This is a genomic window from Streptococcus sp. DTU_2020_1000888_1_SI_GRL_NUU_041A, from assembly GCF_032387735.1.
In the GTDB taxonomy this organism is placed as follows: Bacteria; Bacillota; Bacilli; order Lactobacillales; family Streptococcaceae; genus Streptococcus; species Streptococcus sanguinis.
This window is the reverse complement of sequence record NZ_CP135591.1, coordinates 1,742,722-1,757,583: the sequence shown is the minus strand read 5'-3', so window position 1 is coordinate 1,757,583 and position 14,862 is coordinate 1,742,722. Positions and strand designations below refer to the sequence as shown.

16 protein-coding genes are annotated in these 14,862 nt (G+C 42.7%); 7 read left to right on the top strand and 9 right to left on the bottom strand.

The window, feature by feature from the left end; genetic code table 11:
* Positions 1–47 precede the first annotated feature (47 nt).
* The 3 genes from RSK81_RS08650 to RSK81_RS08640 form a co-directional block, all read right to left on the bottom strand.
* Entirely contained in the window at positions 48–803 is a 756-nt protein-coding gene (locus tag RSK81_RS08650) for an ABC transporter ATP-binding protein (RefSeq protein WP_315686533.1), read from the bottom strand.
* Between the two features lies 1 nt (position 804).
* Positions 805–1,851 carry an iron ABC transporter permease gene (locus RSK81_RS08645; RefSeq protein WP_315686531.1) on the bottom strand — a complete coding sequence of 349 codons (1,047 nt, stop codon included), beginning with the start codon at positions 1,849–1,851 and terminating at the stop codon, positions 805–807.
* A gap of 429 nt (positions 1,852–2,280) precedes the next feature.
* Complete coding sequence (locus RSK81_RS08640; protein WP_315686529.1) at positions 2,281–3,363, bottom strand: Xaa-Pro peptidase family protein; 1,083 nt, start codon at positions 3,361–3,363, stop codon at positions 2,281–2,283.
* Between the two features lie 162 nt (positions 3,364–3,525).
* Between RSK81_RS08640 and ccpA the strand changes: the two genes are divergently transcribed.
* From ccpA to thrS, 6 genes are all read left to right on the top strand, one after another.
* Positions 3,526–4,530: a catabolite control protein A gene (gene ccpA, locus RSK81_RS08635; RefSeq protein ID WP_002894913.1), complete on the top strand. Its 1,005-nt coding sequence runs from the start codon at positions 3,526–3,528 to the stop codon at positions 4,528–4,530.
* 244 nt (positions 4,531–4,774) lie between these two features.
* The gene (locus tag RSK81_RS08630; RefSeq protein WP_227969613.1) at positions 4,775–5,773 is read left to right on the top strand and encodes a glycosyltransferase family 4 protein; all 999 of its coding nucleotides are present in this window, start codon (positions 4,775–4,777) and stop codon (positions 5,771–5,773) included.
* 1 nt (position 5,774) lies between these two features.
* Positions 5,775–7,097 carry a glycosyltransferase family 4 protein gene (locus RSK81_RS08625; protein WP_002904960.1) on the top strand — a complete coding sequence of 441 codons (1,323 nt, stop codon included), beginning with the start codon at positions 5,775–5,777 and terminating at the stop codon, positions 7,095–7,097.
* 71 nt (positions 7,098–7,168) lie between these two features.
* Entirely contained in the window at positions 7,169–7,651 is a 483-nt protein-coding gene (locus tag RSK81_RS08620; RefSeq protein WP_002909288.1) for a hypothetical protein, read from the top strand.
* Positions 7,652–7,987: 336 nt separating this feature from the next.
* Entirely contained in the window at positions 7,988–8,386 is a 399-nt protein-coding gene (locus RSK81_RS08615; protein WP_048774242.1) for a hypothetical protein, read from the top strand.
* A gap of 31 nt (positions 8,387–8,417) precedes the next feature.
* On the top strand, positions 8,418–10,361 hold the full coding sequence (gene thrS, locus RSK81_RS08610) for a threonine--tRNA ligase (RefSeq protein WP_002923947.1): 1,944 nt from the start codon (positions 8,418–8,420) through the stop codon (positions 10,359–10,361).
* 54 nt (positions 10,362–10,415) lie between these two features.
* On the opposite strand, the gene RSK81_RS08605 is transcribed toward thrS, so the two are convergent.
* Positions 10,416–10,778 (bottom strand): MerR family transcriptional regulator, encoded by a 363-nt coding sequence (locus tag RSK81_RS08605; protein WP_049553289.1) that lies wholly within the window; start codon positions 10,776–10,778, stop codon positions 10,416–10,418.
* 77 nt (positions 10,779–10,855) lie between these two features.
* Here RSK81_RS08605 and RSK81_RS08600 point away from each other — a divergent pair, with 77 nt between their 5' ends.
* Complete coding sequence (locus tag RSK81_RS08600) at positions 10,856–11,233, top strand: carboxymuconolactone decarboxylase family protein (protein ID WP_002899930.1); 378 nt, start codon at positions 10,856–10,858, stop codon at positions 11,231–11,233.
* 38 nt (positions 11,234–11,271) lie between these two features.
* On the opposite strand, the gene RSK81_RS08595 is transcribed toward RSK81_RS08600, so the two are convergent.
* From RSK81_RS08595 to RSK81_RS08575, 5 genes are all read right to left on the bottom strand, one after another.
* Positions 11,272–11,670 carry a hypothetical protein gene (locus tag RSK81_RS08595; protein WP_002897198.1) on the bottom strand — a complete coding sequence of 133 codons (399 nt, stop codon included), beginning with the start codon at positions 11,668–11,670 and terminating at the stop codon, positions 11,272–11,274.
* A gap of 108 nt (positions 11,671–11,778) precedes the next feature.
* A complete protein-coding gene (locus RSK81_RS08590; protein WP_002912899.1) occupies positions 11,779–12,438 on the bottom strand; it encodes an amino acid ABC transporter permease in 660 nt (219 codons plus the stop codon).
* A 10-nt stretch (positions 12,439–12,448) separates the two neighbouring features.
* Entirely contained in the window at positions 12,449–13,129 is a 681-nt protein-coding gene (locus RSK81_RS08585) for an amino acid ABC transporter permease (RefSeq protein WP_002906090.1), read from the bottom strand.
* A 12-nt stretch (positions 13,130–13,141) separates the two neighbouring features.
* A complete protein-coding gene (locus RSK81_RS08580) occupies positions 13,142–13,954 on the bottom strand; it encodes a transporter substrate-binding domain-containing protein (protein ID WP_002906091.1) in 813 nt (270 codons plus the stop codon).
* A 14-nt stretch (positions 13,955–13,968) separates the two neighbouring features.
* Positions 13,969–14,730, bottom strand: coding sequence for an amino acid ABC transporter ATP-binding protein (locus tag RSK81_RS08575; protein ID WP_032913415.1), 762 nt, complete (start codon positions 14,728–14,730; stop codon positions 13,969–13,971).
* Positions 14,731–14,862: the final 132 nt, after the last annotated feature.

The following is a 14,862-nucleotide window of genomic DNA, read 5'->3' as shown; positions in this document are numbered from 1 at the left end:
CCTTTCTTGGGCTTGGAGCTTGTATAGATAAAGCTGAAAACAGACTCTTATAGATATTGAATCATAGCCTGTCGATCCTTGGTCCAGATCACTTTGCTCTGAATACCGTAAACGGCTCGCAGTGAATCATGAGTGATGGCCTCCTTTGGAGCGCCTTGGTATGCAATCTCACCTCCCTTCATGAGGTACAAATAGTCTGAATACCGACAAGCCAGTTGGATATCGTGCAAGACAGCCAAAACATTGATCTTCAGGTCTTTGACGATACGCAGCATATCCAGCTGGTATTTGATATCCAGATGATTGGTCGGCTCGTCTAGGAGCAGTAGGCTTGGCTGTTGAGCCAAAGCGCGTGCCAGCAGGACTCTTTGCTTCTCACCGCCAGACAGGGATAGATAGGTTCGCTCTCTCTTGTCCAGCATGTCTACCTGACTCAAGGCATGACGGACAAGGGCATAGTCTTTTTCGCTCTCTTTTTGAAAAAGGGACAGATGCGGCGTCCTGCCCAGCATGACGATTTCTTGGACGGTACAGTCAAACTGAAGATAGTTAAACTGAGTTACAACGGCTATTTTCTGGGCAGCTTTTTTTATGCTGACCTGTTCCAGTGGCCTTCCGTTTAGATAAATGTTCCCGCTGTCAGGTTTGATTTGGCGGTAGATGGTTTTGAGCAGACTAGTTTTGCCGCTTCCGTTGGGTCCTAAAATAGTGTGAAACTGATTTCGCTCGACCTTGAGTGAAATCCCTTTTAAGATCTCTTTTTGGCCGACAGCATAGTGGATATTTTGGCAAGTTAGATCCATATCAGCTGCTTACCTCCTTTCGGCTTTTGGCTACAATGTAGATAAAGAAGGGTGCACCGACCAAAGCAGTGAAGATTCCAATCGGCAGTTCGGCATTTTTAACCAAAATTCGAGCTAAAACATCTGCCCAGACAAGAAAGAGTGAGCCGAGCAGGGTAGCGATAGGAAAGAGCCTTTTGTAGTTGGTACCGACTAATCTGCGAGCAATGTGCGGAGTGATTAGTCCGACGAAGCCAATAATACCGCAGCAGGCAACCAGCACCGCTGTCATGACTGCGACAACTGTGATATAAAGAAACCAGTAAAAACGCAGAGGGACTCCCAGGGTCAAAGCTGCTTCGTCCCCCATCATCATAGTATTGAAAATACGATACTGAGAACAGAAAAACAAAAAGGAGAGACTAACAACAAGAGCCGGCAAGGCTAAATCTGACCAAGAAGTTCCAGCCAGTGAGCCCATAGTCCAGAACTTGATTGTCATAAGGCTATCAGCATTGGCACCGACGGAAATGATAAAGTTGGAAAAAGCGATAAAGAGGGCATTTACAACTGTTCCTGATAAAATCAGACTGCTTGTCGTCATCTTTCCCTGCATGGATGCGATAAAAAGGACCACAGCTGATGCCAGAATGGATCCTATAAAGGCGCCTGCGCCAGTAATGGATTTGAGCCCTAAGATAATGCTTAGTGTGGCTCCGAAGGTTGCACCGGCTGAAATTCCCAGGATATAAGGCTCTGCGATAGGATTATTGACAGTAGATTGCATGACGCTGCCACAGACAGAAAGGCCAGCACCAGCTAGGATTCCCAAGAGCACTCTTGGAACCCGCATGTTCCAAACAATAGCAATTGTAGACGGAGATAGTTTGCCTGTGCCAAGGGGAAATCCGAGTTTGCTGAAAATAATCTGGTAAGTATCCTGTATATCAATAGTGACCGATCCCAAAGATACAGCTAAAAAGAGGGAGAAAGCCAGAAAAATGATGAGAAGCAAGATTAGGCAGAGATAGCGAGAAAATCCGTGATTTTCTGACCTTTTGAAGAGCATCCAGACCTCCTTAACAATAAAGATTAGAATTTTTAGACAATTTTTCATAAAAAATTATAACATTTTTAAATCAGAAGGGCAAGAAGGGCTAGAAACCTCTGATATGATAAGGATTTGTAACGCTTTCTCTTCTCAATGATGAAAGCATCTTGTTGGTGTAAAAACTGGTTAGTGCGGAGCAAATGAGTTCTTCGGAAAGTCTCTGACAGCTCACATCATTAGAGAAAAAGTGGGTGAATCTAAATGACTTAGTATAATTTCTAGGAAACAAGAAAAAAACGACAGAAACTTTTCTATCGTTTTTTTGAAATTATAAATGCGTAAGAACTGAGGTAGCTATAACGATGTCCAATAATGATAGCTCAAATAACCAGAAGTCGTCTACCAAACCCAATAATCATTCGAGACATAATATAGGCTGATAAAATTCTATTCAAAATACAGCAAGTCCTTGCTAGTCTCGGTGAAGAGTTCAAAACCATTCTTAGTGACATAGCCGCAGTCCTCGATGCGGACACCGACCTTGCCAGGGATGTAGATACCAGGCTCAACAGAGAAGCACATGCCTTCTTCGATGACCATGTCGTTGCCTTCCATAATGGATGGAAATTCGTGAACATCCATACCGATACCGTGGCCGAGGCGGTGATTGAAATACTCACCATAGCCCGCTTTTTCGATGACTTGCCGAGCGGCACGGTCTACTTCATGAGCTGTGACGCCTGGCTTGATAAAGTCAAGAGCAGCTTGCTGGGCTTCCAATGTCAGATAATAGATATCTTTTTTGAACTGATCCGGCTGGCCAACAGCAACAGTCCGCGTCATATCGCTAGCATAGCCATTGACCATGCAGCCAAGGTCAAAAAGGAGGAGGGCGTTGTTTTCGACTTTATTTGCTCCGGGAATGCCGTGCGGATTAGCTGCATTATCTCCCGTCAGCACCATAGTTTCAAAGCTCATTTCATAGCCTTCGCGCTTGATAGCAAAGTCAATCTGAGCGATGATATCTGTTTCGGTATTTTCCAGCGAAATATTGTCAAAACCGATATTAACAGCCTTGTCAGCATATTGCCCAGCTACCAGCATTTTCTGGATTTCATCGGCAGACTTAATCAGGCGCAAGCGGTTGACGTAAGGAGTCAGGTTGGTAAATTCTGCAGTTTCAAAGACAGTTTTCAATCCATGATATTTGGTCAAAATCAAGTTATCAAACTCAAGAGCGACAGTCTTGAAGGAGTGATTAGGCAGGGCAGCTTTAATCTTCTGCCAAGGATTTTCAGAGTCCATATAGCCAAGGACTGAAAAGGAAACAGCTCCTGAAGCCCGCTCAACTTCTAGAGCAGGCACAAAGAGCAGGGGCTCATGGTCAGAATAGACAAACAAAAACATCTGCCGCTCATGCGGGTCGCTATAGAAACCAGTCAGATAATTGATAGTGACTGGATCAGACAGAACAGCGGCATCTAGCTTCTCATTCTCGAGATAGTGGGTGATTTGTTGAATTTTTGTCATGGTCACAACCTTCTTTCTATGCCTCTATTTTGGCAAAAAATGTCAAAAAAAGCAAGACTTTTCAAAAACTTATCAAAATACTTGAAAGTGTTTACAAGAAGTGATAAAATGGTGAATGTAGGAAAGTGAAAACGATATTTTCAATAGAAGAAAGGAAACTATATGAACACAGACGACACAGTAACGATTTATGATGTCGCCCGTGAAGCGGGAGTTTCGATGGCGACAGTCAGTCGAGTAGTGAATGGAAACAAGAACGTCAAAGAAAACACACGTAAAAAAGTTTTAGAGGTCATTGATCGTCTTGACTATCGTCCAAATGCAGTGGCACGTGGATTAGCCAGCAAGAAGACTACAACCGTCGGCGTTGTCATTCCAAATATTACCAATAGTTATTTCTCAACCTTGGCAAAAGGGATTGACGATATTGCTGAAATGTATAAATACAACATTGTCTTGGCTAACAGTGATGAGGATGATGATAAGGAAGTATCCGTTGTCAATACGCTCTTTTCTAAGCAGGTGGATGGCATTATTTTCATGGGCTATCATCTGACGGAGAAAATTCGCTCAGAGTTTTCACGTTCGCGTACACCGGTCGTTTTGGCGGGTACTGTCGATGTGGAGCATCAGCTTCCGAGCGTCAATATTGACTACAAGCAAGCAACGGTTGATGCTGTAGAATTACTGGCTAAGCGCAATAAGAAAATTGCCTTTGTCAGCGGACCGCTTGTTGATGATATCAACGGGAAAATCCGTCTATCAGGCTATAAAGATGGCTTGAAGAACAAGAAACTTTCATACAGCGAAGGCTTGGTTTTTGAATCTAAATATTCTTATGATGATGGCTACCATTTGGCAGAGCGTGTCATTGCTTCCAAAGCAACTGCGGCTTTTGTCACAGGAGATGAATTGGCAGCAGGCCTCTTAAATGGTCTGTCTGATCAAGGCATCAAGGTTCCAGAAGATTTTGAAATCATTACCAGTGATGATTCACAAGTAGCTCGTTTCACTCGTCCTAACCTTTCCACAATCGGTCAGCCCCTCTATGACATCGGCGCTATCAGTATGCGCATGCTGACTAAGATTATGCATAAGGAAGAATTGGAAGAACGCGAAGTTCTCCTAGCTCACAGCATTAGCGAGCGTAAATCAACTCGGAAATAAGCGGTGTCCGCCAGTCTGATTAGGAATTTCTCTGAATTTGAAAAGAGACAAAGGTGATTAAGGAATTACTGCTTTAATAGATTTTCACTATTATTGAGTGAGGCTGAGGTACTATACCTCAGCTTTTTTGTGTTTCCGTTCAGTTAGAGCAGTTTTCTAAGCCTTATCAGGCTTTGGATGGATTTTTTACCTCTTTTGCCCTTGTGGTTTTCCTTTTTATTTGATTTTCGGTATAATAGGAAGTATGAAAGTATTACTGTACCTTGAAGGAAAGTCCGTTTTGGAGAAATCAGGAATCGGCCGAGCCCTCCAGCATCAGATGCATGCCTTGGATTTGGCTGGGATTCCTTATACGACGGACGTTTTAGGAGATTATGATGTGGTCCACATCAATACCTATGGTCCCCGTAGCTTGTTTCTTCTGCATGCTGCCAAGAGGGGCAATAAAAAAGTGATTATGCATGGGCATTCAACCAAGGAGGACTTTGAAAATTCCTTTATTGGATCCAATCTCTTTGCTCCGCTCTTTGGTAAATACCTGACGCACATGTATAAAAAGGCGGATTTCATTATCACGCCATCGGAGTATTCCAAGCAGCTGATCCAGTCTTATGGGGTCACTACACCTATGGTGGCTGTGTCAAACGGTATTGACTTACCAAAGTATAAGAAAGATGCTCATAAGGAAGAAGTTTTTAAAAAGTACTTTAAGATTGAAGAGGGGCAGAAGGTGGTCGTCTGTGCTGGCCTTTATTTCCGCCGCAAAGGGATTGAGGATTTTGTAGAGGTTGCCCGCAGGATGCCAGATGTGCGCTTCATTTGGCTGGGCTCTATCAATCTCTGGCTGATTCCGCGCAAGATCCGCCGTCTGGTCCTCTTTGACCACCCTGATAATGTCGAATTCCCTGGCTATTTTAAGGGAGCTGTTTTCCAGGGAGCCATGTCTGGAGCAGATGCTTTCTTTTTCCCATCCTATGAGGAAACTGAAGGAATTGTTGTCCTGGAGGCCTTGGCCAGTGAGCAGAATGTTGTGCTGCGTGATATCCCAGTTTATCATGGCTGGGTGGATGAGCGTTCAGCCGAGCTCTGTCATAACGTAGACGAGTTTGTCCAGTCTCTGAGAAATGTCTTAGATAAAAAGGTGGACAAGCGCGAAGCAGGCTATCAGGTGGCTAAAAGCCGGTCTATTGACGATGTTGCAGATCAGTTAGTCAAGGCTTATCAAACAGTTTTGGAGATGTAAGATGCGTATTGGTCTTTTTACAGATACCTATTTTCCTCAGGTCTCTGGGGTTGCTACCAGTATTCGGACTTTGAAGACGGAGCTGGAAAAATTAGGTCACACGGTATTTATTTTTACGACGACGGACAAGGATGTCAATCGTTATGAGGATTGGCAAATTATTCGGATTCCCAGCGTACCTTTCTTTGCCTTTAAGGATCGAAGAGTGGCTTATCGAGGATTTTCTCATGCGCTAGAAATTGCCCGTCAGTACCAGCTGGACATTATCCATACCCAGACTGAGTTTTCACTAGGGCTGCTGGGGATTTGGATTGCTAAAGAGCTTCGGATTCCGGTAGTACATACCTACCATACCCAATATGAAGATTATGTGCACTATATTGCCAAGGGGATGGTCATCCGTCCTAGCATGGTCAAGTACATCGTCCGTGGCTTCATGAGTGACTTGGATGGGGTTATCTGCCCTAGCGAGATTGTTTATGACCTTTTGGTTGATTATAAAATCGAAGCAGAAAAACGGGTGATTCCGACAGGAATTGAGCTGGCGAAGTTTGAGCGGCCGGAAATTTCGCGTGAGGATATCAAGAAGCTGCGTTTCAAGCTAGGACTGGCTGAAGATGAGATAATGCTGCTCAGTCTGTCCCGTATTTCTTATGAAAAGAATATCCAGGCTATCGTTGAGGCGATGCCTGCCGTCCTTGAAGAAAATGACAAAGTCAAGCTGGTCATTGTCGGCGACGGCCCCTACGCGGAAGACTTGAAAGAAATGGTTGCTAAGCTTCAGATTGAAGAAGCGGTCATCTTTACGGGGATGATTGCTCCTAGTGATACGGCCCTTTACTATAAAGCTGCGGATTTCTTTATCTCTGCCTCAACCAGTGAGACCCAAGGTCTGACCTACTTAGAAAGCTTAGCCAGTGGCACGCCGATTATTGCTCATGGCAATCCTTATCTGGATAATGTTATCAGTGACAAAATTTTTGGAACCCTTTATTACCAAGAGCGTGATTTATCAGGCGCTATTTTAGAGGCAATTATTGCGACACCTGATATGGATGAGCAGAAGTTAGCAGACAAGCTCTACGAAATTTCAGCGGAGAATTTTGGTCGCAGAGTCTATGAGTTTTATCTGGATTTAACCATTTCCAAGGACTTCCACAACGAGCTTAGCCCAGAGGAAAGTGCTGCCAAGCGTCTGGCCAAGACGGTGGCCTATTTGCCTGGCAAGGTCATCTCTCTACCAATCAATGGCTCTGTTCGTATCCTCAAAGCTTCGAGTAAGCAAGTGAAAAAAATAAGGAATATAACTAAATTATTAGAATAGAAACATGCCTTGCATCATTGCGGCAATAGCTATTTATGCAAGGTTTTATTTAGAAATAGAGGAGAAATCTTATGAAAAAATATCTCAAACAGTTGCCGTGGCTGCTTTTGTTCTATGGCATTTTCATTGCTTCAGATTGGATTTGGCAAGAGCTTTGGAGATATCTTATAGACAATACAGAAAGTATGGGAAGCGATTTGAGCTGGCTTTCTAATCTTAATTTATTTTATTATGCTGTGCTGCTTCCTTTGTTTGGTGCAGTGATTGTTTATATAAATACTCGGATGCAAGGTTTTTCTCTGCCCTTTCTTCTTTTGATTCCAGGGGTTCAGTATTATTATCTATTCAAAAACTTTTTTGACGGACTTTTTTACTCAGGAGACAAGATTTATAATCCAATCACTTCCACGCTTTATAATGCTAGGGATATTCATGTCTTGTTATTCCTTTCTTTGGGAGGAATGCTGTTGGCAGAGCAATACCGCAAAAAACGTCAAGCTGCAACTTTGAGTCAAGAGGCTCTAAATCATTTTTCTGGTTTTGATGGTCAATAGCTCTTGCAAATTTTTCCAATCGTGCTATAATGTTTTCTAGAGACATATCACCTGCAGGAAATCTTTTAGAGAGCGCGTGGAGCTGGAAATCGCGTAGAGGATGCAGTTGAGACTACTCTATCAGCTTTTATGCAAACATAAAACGGTGGCTACGTTAGAGCCGATTCGAGGTGTAAGTCTTTTGACTTGCATAAATGAAGGTGGAACCACGTTGCGACGTCCTTTTAGGATGTCGTTTTTTGTTTTCATTTTTCTTTTCTTGCTTTTTGAGTGGCGAGAGATGGCTTTTCCTTTGCTACAATATTATAAAAAATAAAATGAATAAAGGAGATCTGTATGGGATTCAAATTCGAAGAAATTAAGGCTTATTTAATGAAACATGGCTTAGATTCTAGCATAGCTGAGTCGCTGCATGCAGTCTATGGAACTCAGCGTTTGGGAGGCACTGCAAATGCCTACTTTTTAATTGTTTTTACTGAGACAGGAATCTACATCATTTCTATTACCCCTATGGGGAAATTAGGAGATATTGTAGGAGAATTTTCAGCAGAAGATATCCAAGCATATCAATTTAAGAAGCGCTTGTTCATGGGATATAAACTTAAGTTTTCGATGAATGATAAACAGAGTTTTGAATTTAATGTTAATAAGGTAATGATTGGTGCAGGCTGGCATAAAACTGAGCTACAAGAAATCCTAGAAATCAACTATTACAATAAAAGAATAGATTCTTAAAATATTTGGATGATAGATAAGGAGAAAACTCATGATTAAGATTACTTTCCCAGATGGCGCTGTTCGTGAATTCGAATCTGGCGTTACAACTTTTGAAATTGCTCAATCTATCAGCAATTCCCTAGCTAAAAAAGCTTTGGCTGGTAAATTCAATGGCAAATTGATTGATACGACTCGTGCTATCACTGAAGATGGTGCTATTGAAATCGTGACACCTGACCACGAAGATGCTTTAGATATCTTGCGTCACTCTGCAGCCCACTTGTTTGCGCAAGCAGCTCGCCGTCTTTTCCCAGATATTCACTTGGGCGTTGGTCCTGCCATTCAGGATGGTTTCTACTACGATACGGACAATGAAGCAGGGCAAATTTCAAATGAAGATCTGCCTCGTATCGAAGAAGAAATGAAGAAAATCGTCAAAGAAAACTTCCCATCCATCCGTGAGGAAGTGACTAAGGATGAGGCGCGTGAAATTTTCAAAAACGATCCTTACAAGTTGGAATTGATTGAAGAGCATTCAGAAGATGAGGGCGGTTTGACCATCTACCGTCAGGGTGAATATGTGGATCTCTGCCGTGGGCCTCACGTTCCATCTACAGGTCGGATTCAAATCTTCCATCTCTTGAACGTGGCTGGAGCATACTGGCGCGGGAACAGCGACAATGCTATGATGCAGCGGGTCTATGGTACTGCTTGGTTTGACAAGAAAGACCTGAAGAAATATCTGCAAATGCGGGAGGAAGCTAAAGAACGCGACCACCGTAAGTTAGGGAAAGAGCTGGATCTCTTCATGATTTCTCAAGAAGTGGGTCAAGGTTTGCCATTCTGGCTGCCAAATGGTGCGACTGTCCGTCGCGAGTTGGAGCGTTACATCGTTGATAAAGAGTTGGCTTCCGGCTACCAACACGTCTACACTCCGCCTTTGGCTTCTGTGGAGCTTTATAAGACTTCTGGCCACTGGGAGCACTACCAAGAAGATATGTTCCCAACCATGGATATGGGTGATGGGGAAGAGTTTGTTTTGCGTCCGATGAACTGCCCTCACCACATCCAAGTCTACAAACACCATGTTCACTCTTACCGTGAGTTGCCAATCCGTATCGCTGAGATTGGCATGATGCACCGCTACGAAAAATCTGGTGCTTTGACTGGTCTTCAACGTGTACGTGAAATGTCCTTGAATGATGGCCACTTGTTTGTAACGCCAGAACAGATTCAAGAAGAATTCCAGCGTGCGCTGCAGTTGATTATCGACGTTTACGCTGACTTCAACTTGACAGAATATCGTTTCCGTCTCTCTCTTCGTGACCCTCAAGATACTCACAAGTACTTTGACAACGATGAGATGTGGGAAAATGCCCAAACCATGCTTCGTGCAGCCCTTGATGAAATGGGCGTGGACTACTTTGAGGCAGAAGGAGAAGCAGCCTTCTACGGTCCCAAACTCGATATCCAGGTCAAAACAGCCCTAGGGAATGAAGAAACTCTGTCAACTATCCAGCTGGACTTCCTCTTGCCAGAGCGTTTTGACCTCAAGTATGTCGGAGCTGACGGTGAAGAGCATCGCCCAGTTATGATTCACCGTGGAGTTATCTCAACCATGGAGCGCTTCACAGCCATCTTGATTGAAAATTACAAGGGTGCCTTCCCGACCTGGCTGGCTCCGCATCAAGTGACTTTGATTCCTGTTTCTAACGAAGCCCATATTGACTATGCTTGGCAAGTGGCTAAAAAGCTGCGCGACAAGGGTGTACGTGCTGATGTGGATGAGCGCAATGAAAAGATGCAGTACAAGATTCGTGCTTCACAAACTAGCAAGATTCCTTATCAGCTCATCGTTGGTGACAAGGAAGTAGAAGACGGTACTGTTAATGTCCGCCGCTACGGTCAAAAAGAAACACATACAATACCAGTAGACGAATTTGTAGAGCAAATCTTAGCAGACATTGCCAGCAAATCCCGCGTTGAAAAGTAGCATTTGTTAGATAACAATTAAACCCGAGCAATTGGCTCGGGTTTCGTTTATAGACTATTTAGGAAGATTCCTGATTTCTGCTTGATACCATTCAATTTTATTATCTAATTTTTTAAGTGACATTTGCCAATTTTTAATTTGTTCTTGAACAAAGCTGCGGTGCTTCTGCAGCATTTCTAAGCGTTCTTTCAGGCTGCCATCACCTTGGTAGCGTAAGTCAGCATATCTCTGAATATCTTTCAAATGCATACCCGTATCTTTTAAACGCTGGATAAACTGAACCCAAGCAAGATCGTTCTCATCATAGAAACGCTGACCACTTTGATCTCTATCAACTTTAATCAATCCTCGTTTCTCATAATATCGAAGCGTATGCGTTGATAAATTCACTTTTTGGGCAAATAGACCGATTTTCATAAAAAACCTCCTTTGATTTCTTGACTTAGAGTATGGTCTAAGATTTATAATGACATTGTAATCGTTTAAGGAGGTAAATGCAAATGAAAAATAAGCGATTTGAACGTGGATTAGAAAGACTCAATCAGATTGATGGTGAGGGCGGTGAGAAGGTCATTTCCTCTCTGAAAGAAATAGCTCCCGATCTAGGAGACTACATTGTAGAATTTGCTTTTGGTGATATCTATAGTCGTGAGGGACTGAATCTACAGGAGCGAGAAATCGTCACTCTTGCTAGCCTTTTGACACAGGGAGGTTGTGAAGCACAGCTGGAAGTACATATTCAAGCGGCTTTAAATGTTGGCTTAACCCCCGAAAAGATTATAGAATGCTTTTTGCAGTGCATCCCTTACGTTGGATTTCCTAGGGTACTAAATGCTGTTTTTCTAGCTGACAAACTATTTAAAAAAGAGTAATAAAAAGGCCGCTGATTACATCAGTGGTCTTTCTAGTTTTAATGCAAGTATTTATTCACATAATCATCAAAATCAGGATACTCATTTCGGTTCATGGCATAGAGCATTTCCCCATAGAGAGGGTCGCTAGACGGGTCATCAGGTTCTAGAAGAGTAGCTATTTTCATATCATCATCTGGGAAAAGGATGGTGTAGTGATAGGTGTCGCTGACAGTAATACTGTAATATTTGGTGTTATCTTGATAGCCTGACTTATCTATCTTATAGTGAAATTCTTTATCGCCTAGCTTGCCTGTTTTGCCATTAAAGACAATGTCAATGTCCTCGCCGTTTGCTTTCTGAGCCTTCCATTTTCCTTGAAAGCTAGCGTGCTGACCGCAGGCGCTGAGAAAGATTAGTGATAAGAAAGTGATGAAAAGCCATGTTAGTTTTTTCATATCGTTCTCCTTGTCTATCCTTTGATATTATTCTACCACAAATATTAAAAATAAAAAAGCTGAGTTGGTAAACTCAACTTTTAGAAAGTAGTTCTGTATTTGAGCTATCTATTCCGCAGCTTGGGCCCAGCGTTGGGATAGCTTGCGCGAGAAGCTGGAAATGGCGAAGTTAATCAGGAAATAGATGGCTGCTACTAATAAGTAGAGTGCGAAGACCTGTTCAGCTTCAAAATAGCGTCCCATTAGAATTTGAGCAGAACCAAAGAGTTCTTGGAGCGCAATAACAGAATAGAGCAGGCTGGTATCCTTAATCACTGTGACAAACTGAGAAATGATGGCTGGCAGCATTTTCCGAATAGCCTGAGGTAGGATGATATAACGCAGAATTTGAAACTGAGTAAATCCTTGAGATAAGCCAGCTTCAGTCTGACCTGGATCAATAGCATTGAGGCCGCCTCGGATAATTTCTGCCAAAGCAGCAGAAGTAAAGACAGTGAAGCTGATGATACCGGCTGGCGTTGACTTAATCTGAAAGACTAAAAAGATAGTGAAAATCCAGAGCAGATTGGGTACATTACGGACAAATTCGATATAAATGCTGGCAATCAGTTTGAGCAGTTTATTTTTTCCGTTTCTCATGACTGCTAGAATAGTTCCAAAAATCGTGGATAGAACAATGGAAATGAAAGAAATTTGCAGTGTCAGCCAGAGTCCCTTAAGGATAAAGAGGAGGTTGTTTGCGGTTAAGACTTTTAAAATATTTTCCATAGAGACCTCCTTAGATGCTGTAAGCTTGTTTATTGGCTTCCTCTACCTTACGTCCCCAGCTAGCGATTGGGAAGCAAAGGAGGAAGTAGAGCAGAGCAGCTCCGGCAAAGGCTGGGATGTAGTTGGAGTTCAGAGCAGACCAGGACTTGGTCACGAACATCAGATCCATACCAGAGATAATAGCGACGGTAGATGTATTTTTTATCAGATTGACGACCTGATTGATTAGCGGTGGCAGGATAATCCGAAAAGCTTGAGGCAGGATGATGTATCGCATGGTTTCGACATAGGTAAAGCCCTGAGATAGTGCAGCTTCTGTCTGCCCGCGAGGAATGGACTGGATACCTGATCGGATAACTTCGGCGATATAAGCACCGTGGTACAGTCCCACACAGAGAACCGCAGTCCAATAGATTGAGGGCATGATGGTGTAATTGCTGACTAGCGGAAGACCGTAAAAGACAATTACAAATTGCACTAAGAGTGGTGTGTTCTGATAAAACTCAACAAAAACACGAGCTAGACCACGTAGAACTTTATGCTTACCTGTGCTGATAGCTCCAAAGAAAATCCCTAGTAGAAGAGCCAAGGTCAGGGCACCGATAGAAATAGCTAAGGTAAAGAGGAATCCTTGGAAAAACTTGCCAAAGTCCGCAAAGTAGGCCTGCCAAGAAGAAATACTAAAACTCATAGGGTCTCCTTTCTAATCATCTGTTGAAGCAGATGGTTTTAAATTATATTTGTCATAAAGTTTCTGCAGACTGCCGTCTTCCTTCCATTTAGAAATTAGGCTATCTACATAGTCATTCAATTGAGTATTGGATTTTTTTGTTACTACACCATAATCGGCTTTTTTGAAGCTGTAATCCAGAATGTTTGACTTGGAGCTTACATAGCCAGTCAGGATAGACTTGTCAACAGAAATGGCATCAATACGGTGAGCTCGCAAGGAAACAGCAAGTTCAGGGTAAGAGCCTAACTCCACATATTTGAAGTTGAGTTTTTTCTCTTGGGCGATTTCTTCCAGTAAGGTTTGAGTAATAGAGCCCTGGACGACGCCGATAGTCTTATTATTCAAGTCCTTAACGTCTGTAATTTTGCTGGATTTATTAACTAGAAAACCAGAAGCATCAGTGTAGTAAGGGGTTGTGAAATTATAGATTTCCTTACGCTCATCTGTGATGGTAAAGGTCGCAATGACCATGTCAACTTGTCCGTTGTCCAGAAGTGGTCCGCGGGTTTGTGCAGTAACTGGGACGTAGTTGATTTTGACGCCTAGTTCCTTAGCAATCTTCTTTGCAATATCGATTTCTAAGCCGCTGTAAGTATTGCTATCAGGATTGAGGTAACCAAAGTTAGGTACATCCTGCTTGACACCGACATTGAGGACTCCGCGTTTCTGGATGGCCTTGACCTGTTGGCTGGTACTGGAATCGGCTTGTGCGGGAGCGGCATTGATTAAGCCAAGAGTCAGAAGGAGTAAGAGTAGGATAATGAGTATTTTTTGTAGTTTCATAGGTCTTCTCCTTTTTAAGAAAGCACATTATCACTCTCATGGTTGATAATTTTACTGAGAAACTGCTTAGCACGAGGTTCGGTAGGATTGTCAAAGAAAGCATCAACATCAGTAGTATCTACTAGCACCTCGCCATCTGCCATGAAGATAATGCGGTCAGCTACCTCACGGGCAAATCCCATCTCGTGTGTGACCACAATCATATTCATGCCGTCTTTGGCTAGTTTTTGCATAACAGCCAGAACATCCCCGATTGTCTCAGGGTCAAGGGCAGAAGTCGGTTCATCAAAGAGCAGGAGCTCAGGATGCATGGCTAAACCGCGGGCAATGGCAATCCTTTGCTTTTGTCCACCGGATAACATGCCTGGGTAAGAGTCTTTCTTGTCCCACATGTTGACAAATTCTAGATATTTTTGAGCGATTTTGTTAGCTTCTTGTTTATCCATTCCTAGAACTTTAATAGGCGCCAAGGTAACATTTTCTAACACCGTTTTGTGGGGGTAAAGATTAAAATGTTGAAAGACCATTCCGACTTCTTTGCGTAAGTTGACCAAATCTTTGGCAGCAGTGTTCGTGACCTCGTGGCCATTGACAATTAAGCTTCCCTGGTCAATGTCTTCTAAAGCGTTGATTGTACGGATAAGAGTAGATTTTCCTGAGCCGGATGGTCCCAGCAGTACAACTACTTGCCCTTTTTCAAAACTGAGATTGATATTGCGCAGAGCATGGTAGTCTCCGTAATACTTTTCGACATTTTTAAATTCAACTAAAGCCATATCTTTCTCCTTTGTGTTAGATAATATGACATAGATTTTACCATAGAATAAATAAACTGTCAAATTGAATAAAAATGAGTATTTCCATTTAGGAAAAAAATTTTTTAGATGAGAATTGTCCATTTTCTACAA

What these genes read in the sequence shown, in the direction of transcription:
- RSK81_RS08650 (WP_315686533.1), bottom strand. Translation starts at nt 803, where the DNA reads ATGGATCTAACTTGCCAAAATATCCACTATGCTGTCGGCCAAAAAGAG.
- RSK81_RS08645 (WP_315686531.1), bottom strand. Translation starts at nt 1,851, where the DNA reads ATGCTCTTCAAAAGGTCAGAAAATCACGGATTTTCTCGCTATCTCTGC.
- RSK81_RS08640 (WP_315686529.1), bottom strand. Translation starts at nt 3,363, where the DNA reads ATGACAAAAATTCAACAAATCACCCACTATCTCGAGAATGAGAAGCTA.
- ccpA (WP_002894913.1), top strand. Translation starts at nt 3,526, where the DNA reads ATGAACACAGACGACACAGTAACGATTTATGATGTCGCCCGTGAAGCG.
- RSK81_RS08630 (WP_227969613.1), top strand. Translation starts at nt 4,775, where the DNA reads ATGAAAGTATTACTGTACCTTGAAGGAAAGTCCGTTTTGGAGAAATCA.
- RSK81_RS08625 (WP_002904960.1), top strand. Translation starts at nt 5,775, where the DNA reads ATGCGTATTGGTCTTTTTACAGATACCTATTTTCCTCAGGTCTCTGGG.
- RSK81_RS08620 (WP_002909288.1), top strand. Translation starts at nt 7,169, where the DNA reads ATGAAAAAATATCTCAAACAGTTGCCGTGGCTGCTTTTGTTCTATGGC.
- RSK81_RS08615 (WP_048774242.1), top strand. Translation starts at nt 7,988, where the DNA reads ATGGGATTCAAATTCGAAGAAATTAAGGCTTATTTAATGAAACATGGC.
- thrS (WP_002923947.1), top strand. Translation starts at nt 8,418, where the DNA reads ATGATTAAGATTACTTTCCCAGATGGCGCTGTTCGTGAATTCGAATCT.
- RSK81_RS08605 (WP_049553289.1), bottom strand. Translation starts at nt 10,778, where the DNA reads ATGAAAATCGGTCTATTTGCCCAAAAAGTGAATTTATCAACGCATACG.
- RSK81_RS08600 (WP_002899930.1), top strand. Translation starts at nt 10,856, where the DNA reads ATGCAAATGAAAAATAAGCGATTTGAACGTGGATTAGAAAGACTCAAT.
- RSK81_RS08595 (WP_002897198.1), bottom strand. Translation starts at nt 11,670, where the DNA reads ATGAAAAAACTAACATGGCTTTTCATCACTTTCTTATCACTAATCTTT.
- RSK81_RS08590 (WP_002912899.1), bottom strand. Translation starts at nt 12,438, where the DNA reads ATGGAAAATATTTTAAAAGTCTTAACCGCAAACAACCTCCTCTTTATC.
- RSK81_RS08585 (WP_002906090.1), bottom strand. Translation starts at nt 13,129, where the DNA reads ATGAGTTTTAGTATTTCTTCTTGGCAGGCCTACTTTGCGGACTTTGGC.
- RSK81_RS08580 (WP_002906091.1), bottom strand. Translation starts at nt 13,954, where the DNA reads ATGAAACTACAAAAAATACTCATTATCCTACTCTTACTCCTTCTGACT.
- RSK81_RS08575 (WP_032913415.1), bottom strand. Translation starts at nt 14,730, where the DNA reads ATGGCTTTAGTTGAATTTAAAAATGTCGAAAAGTATTACGGAGACTAC.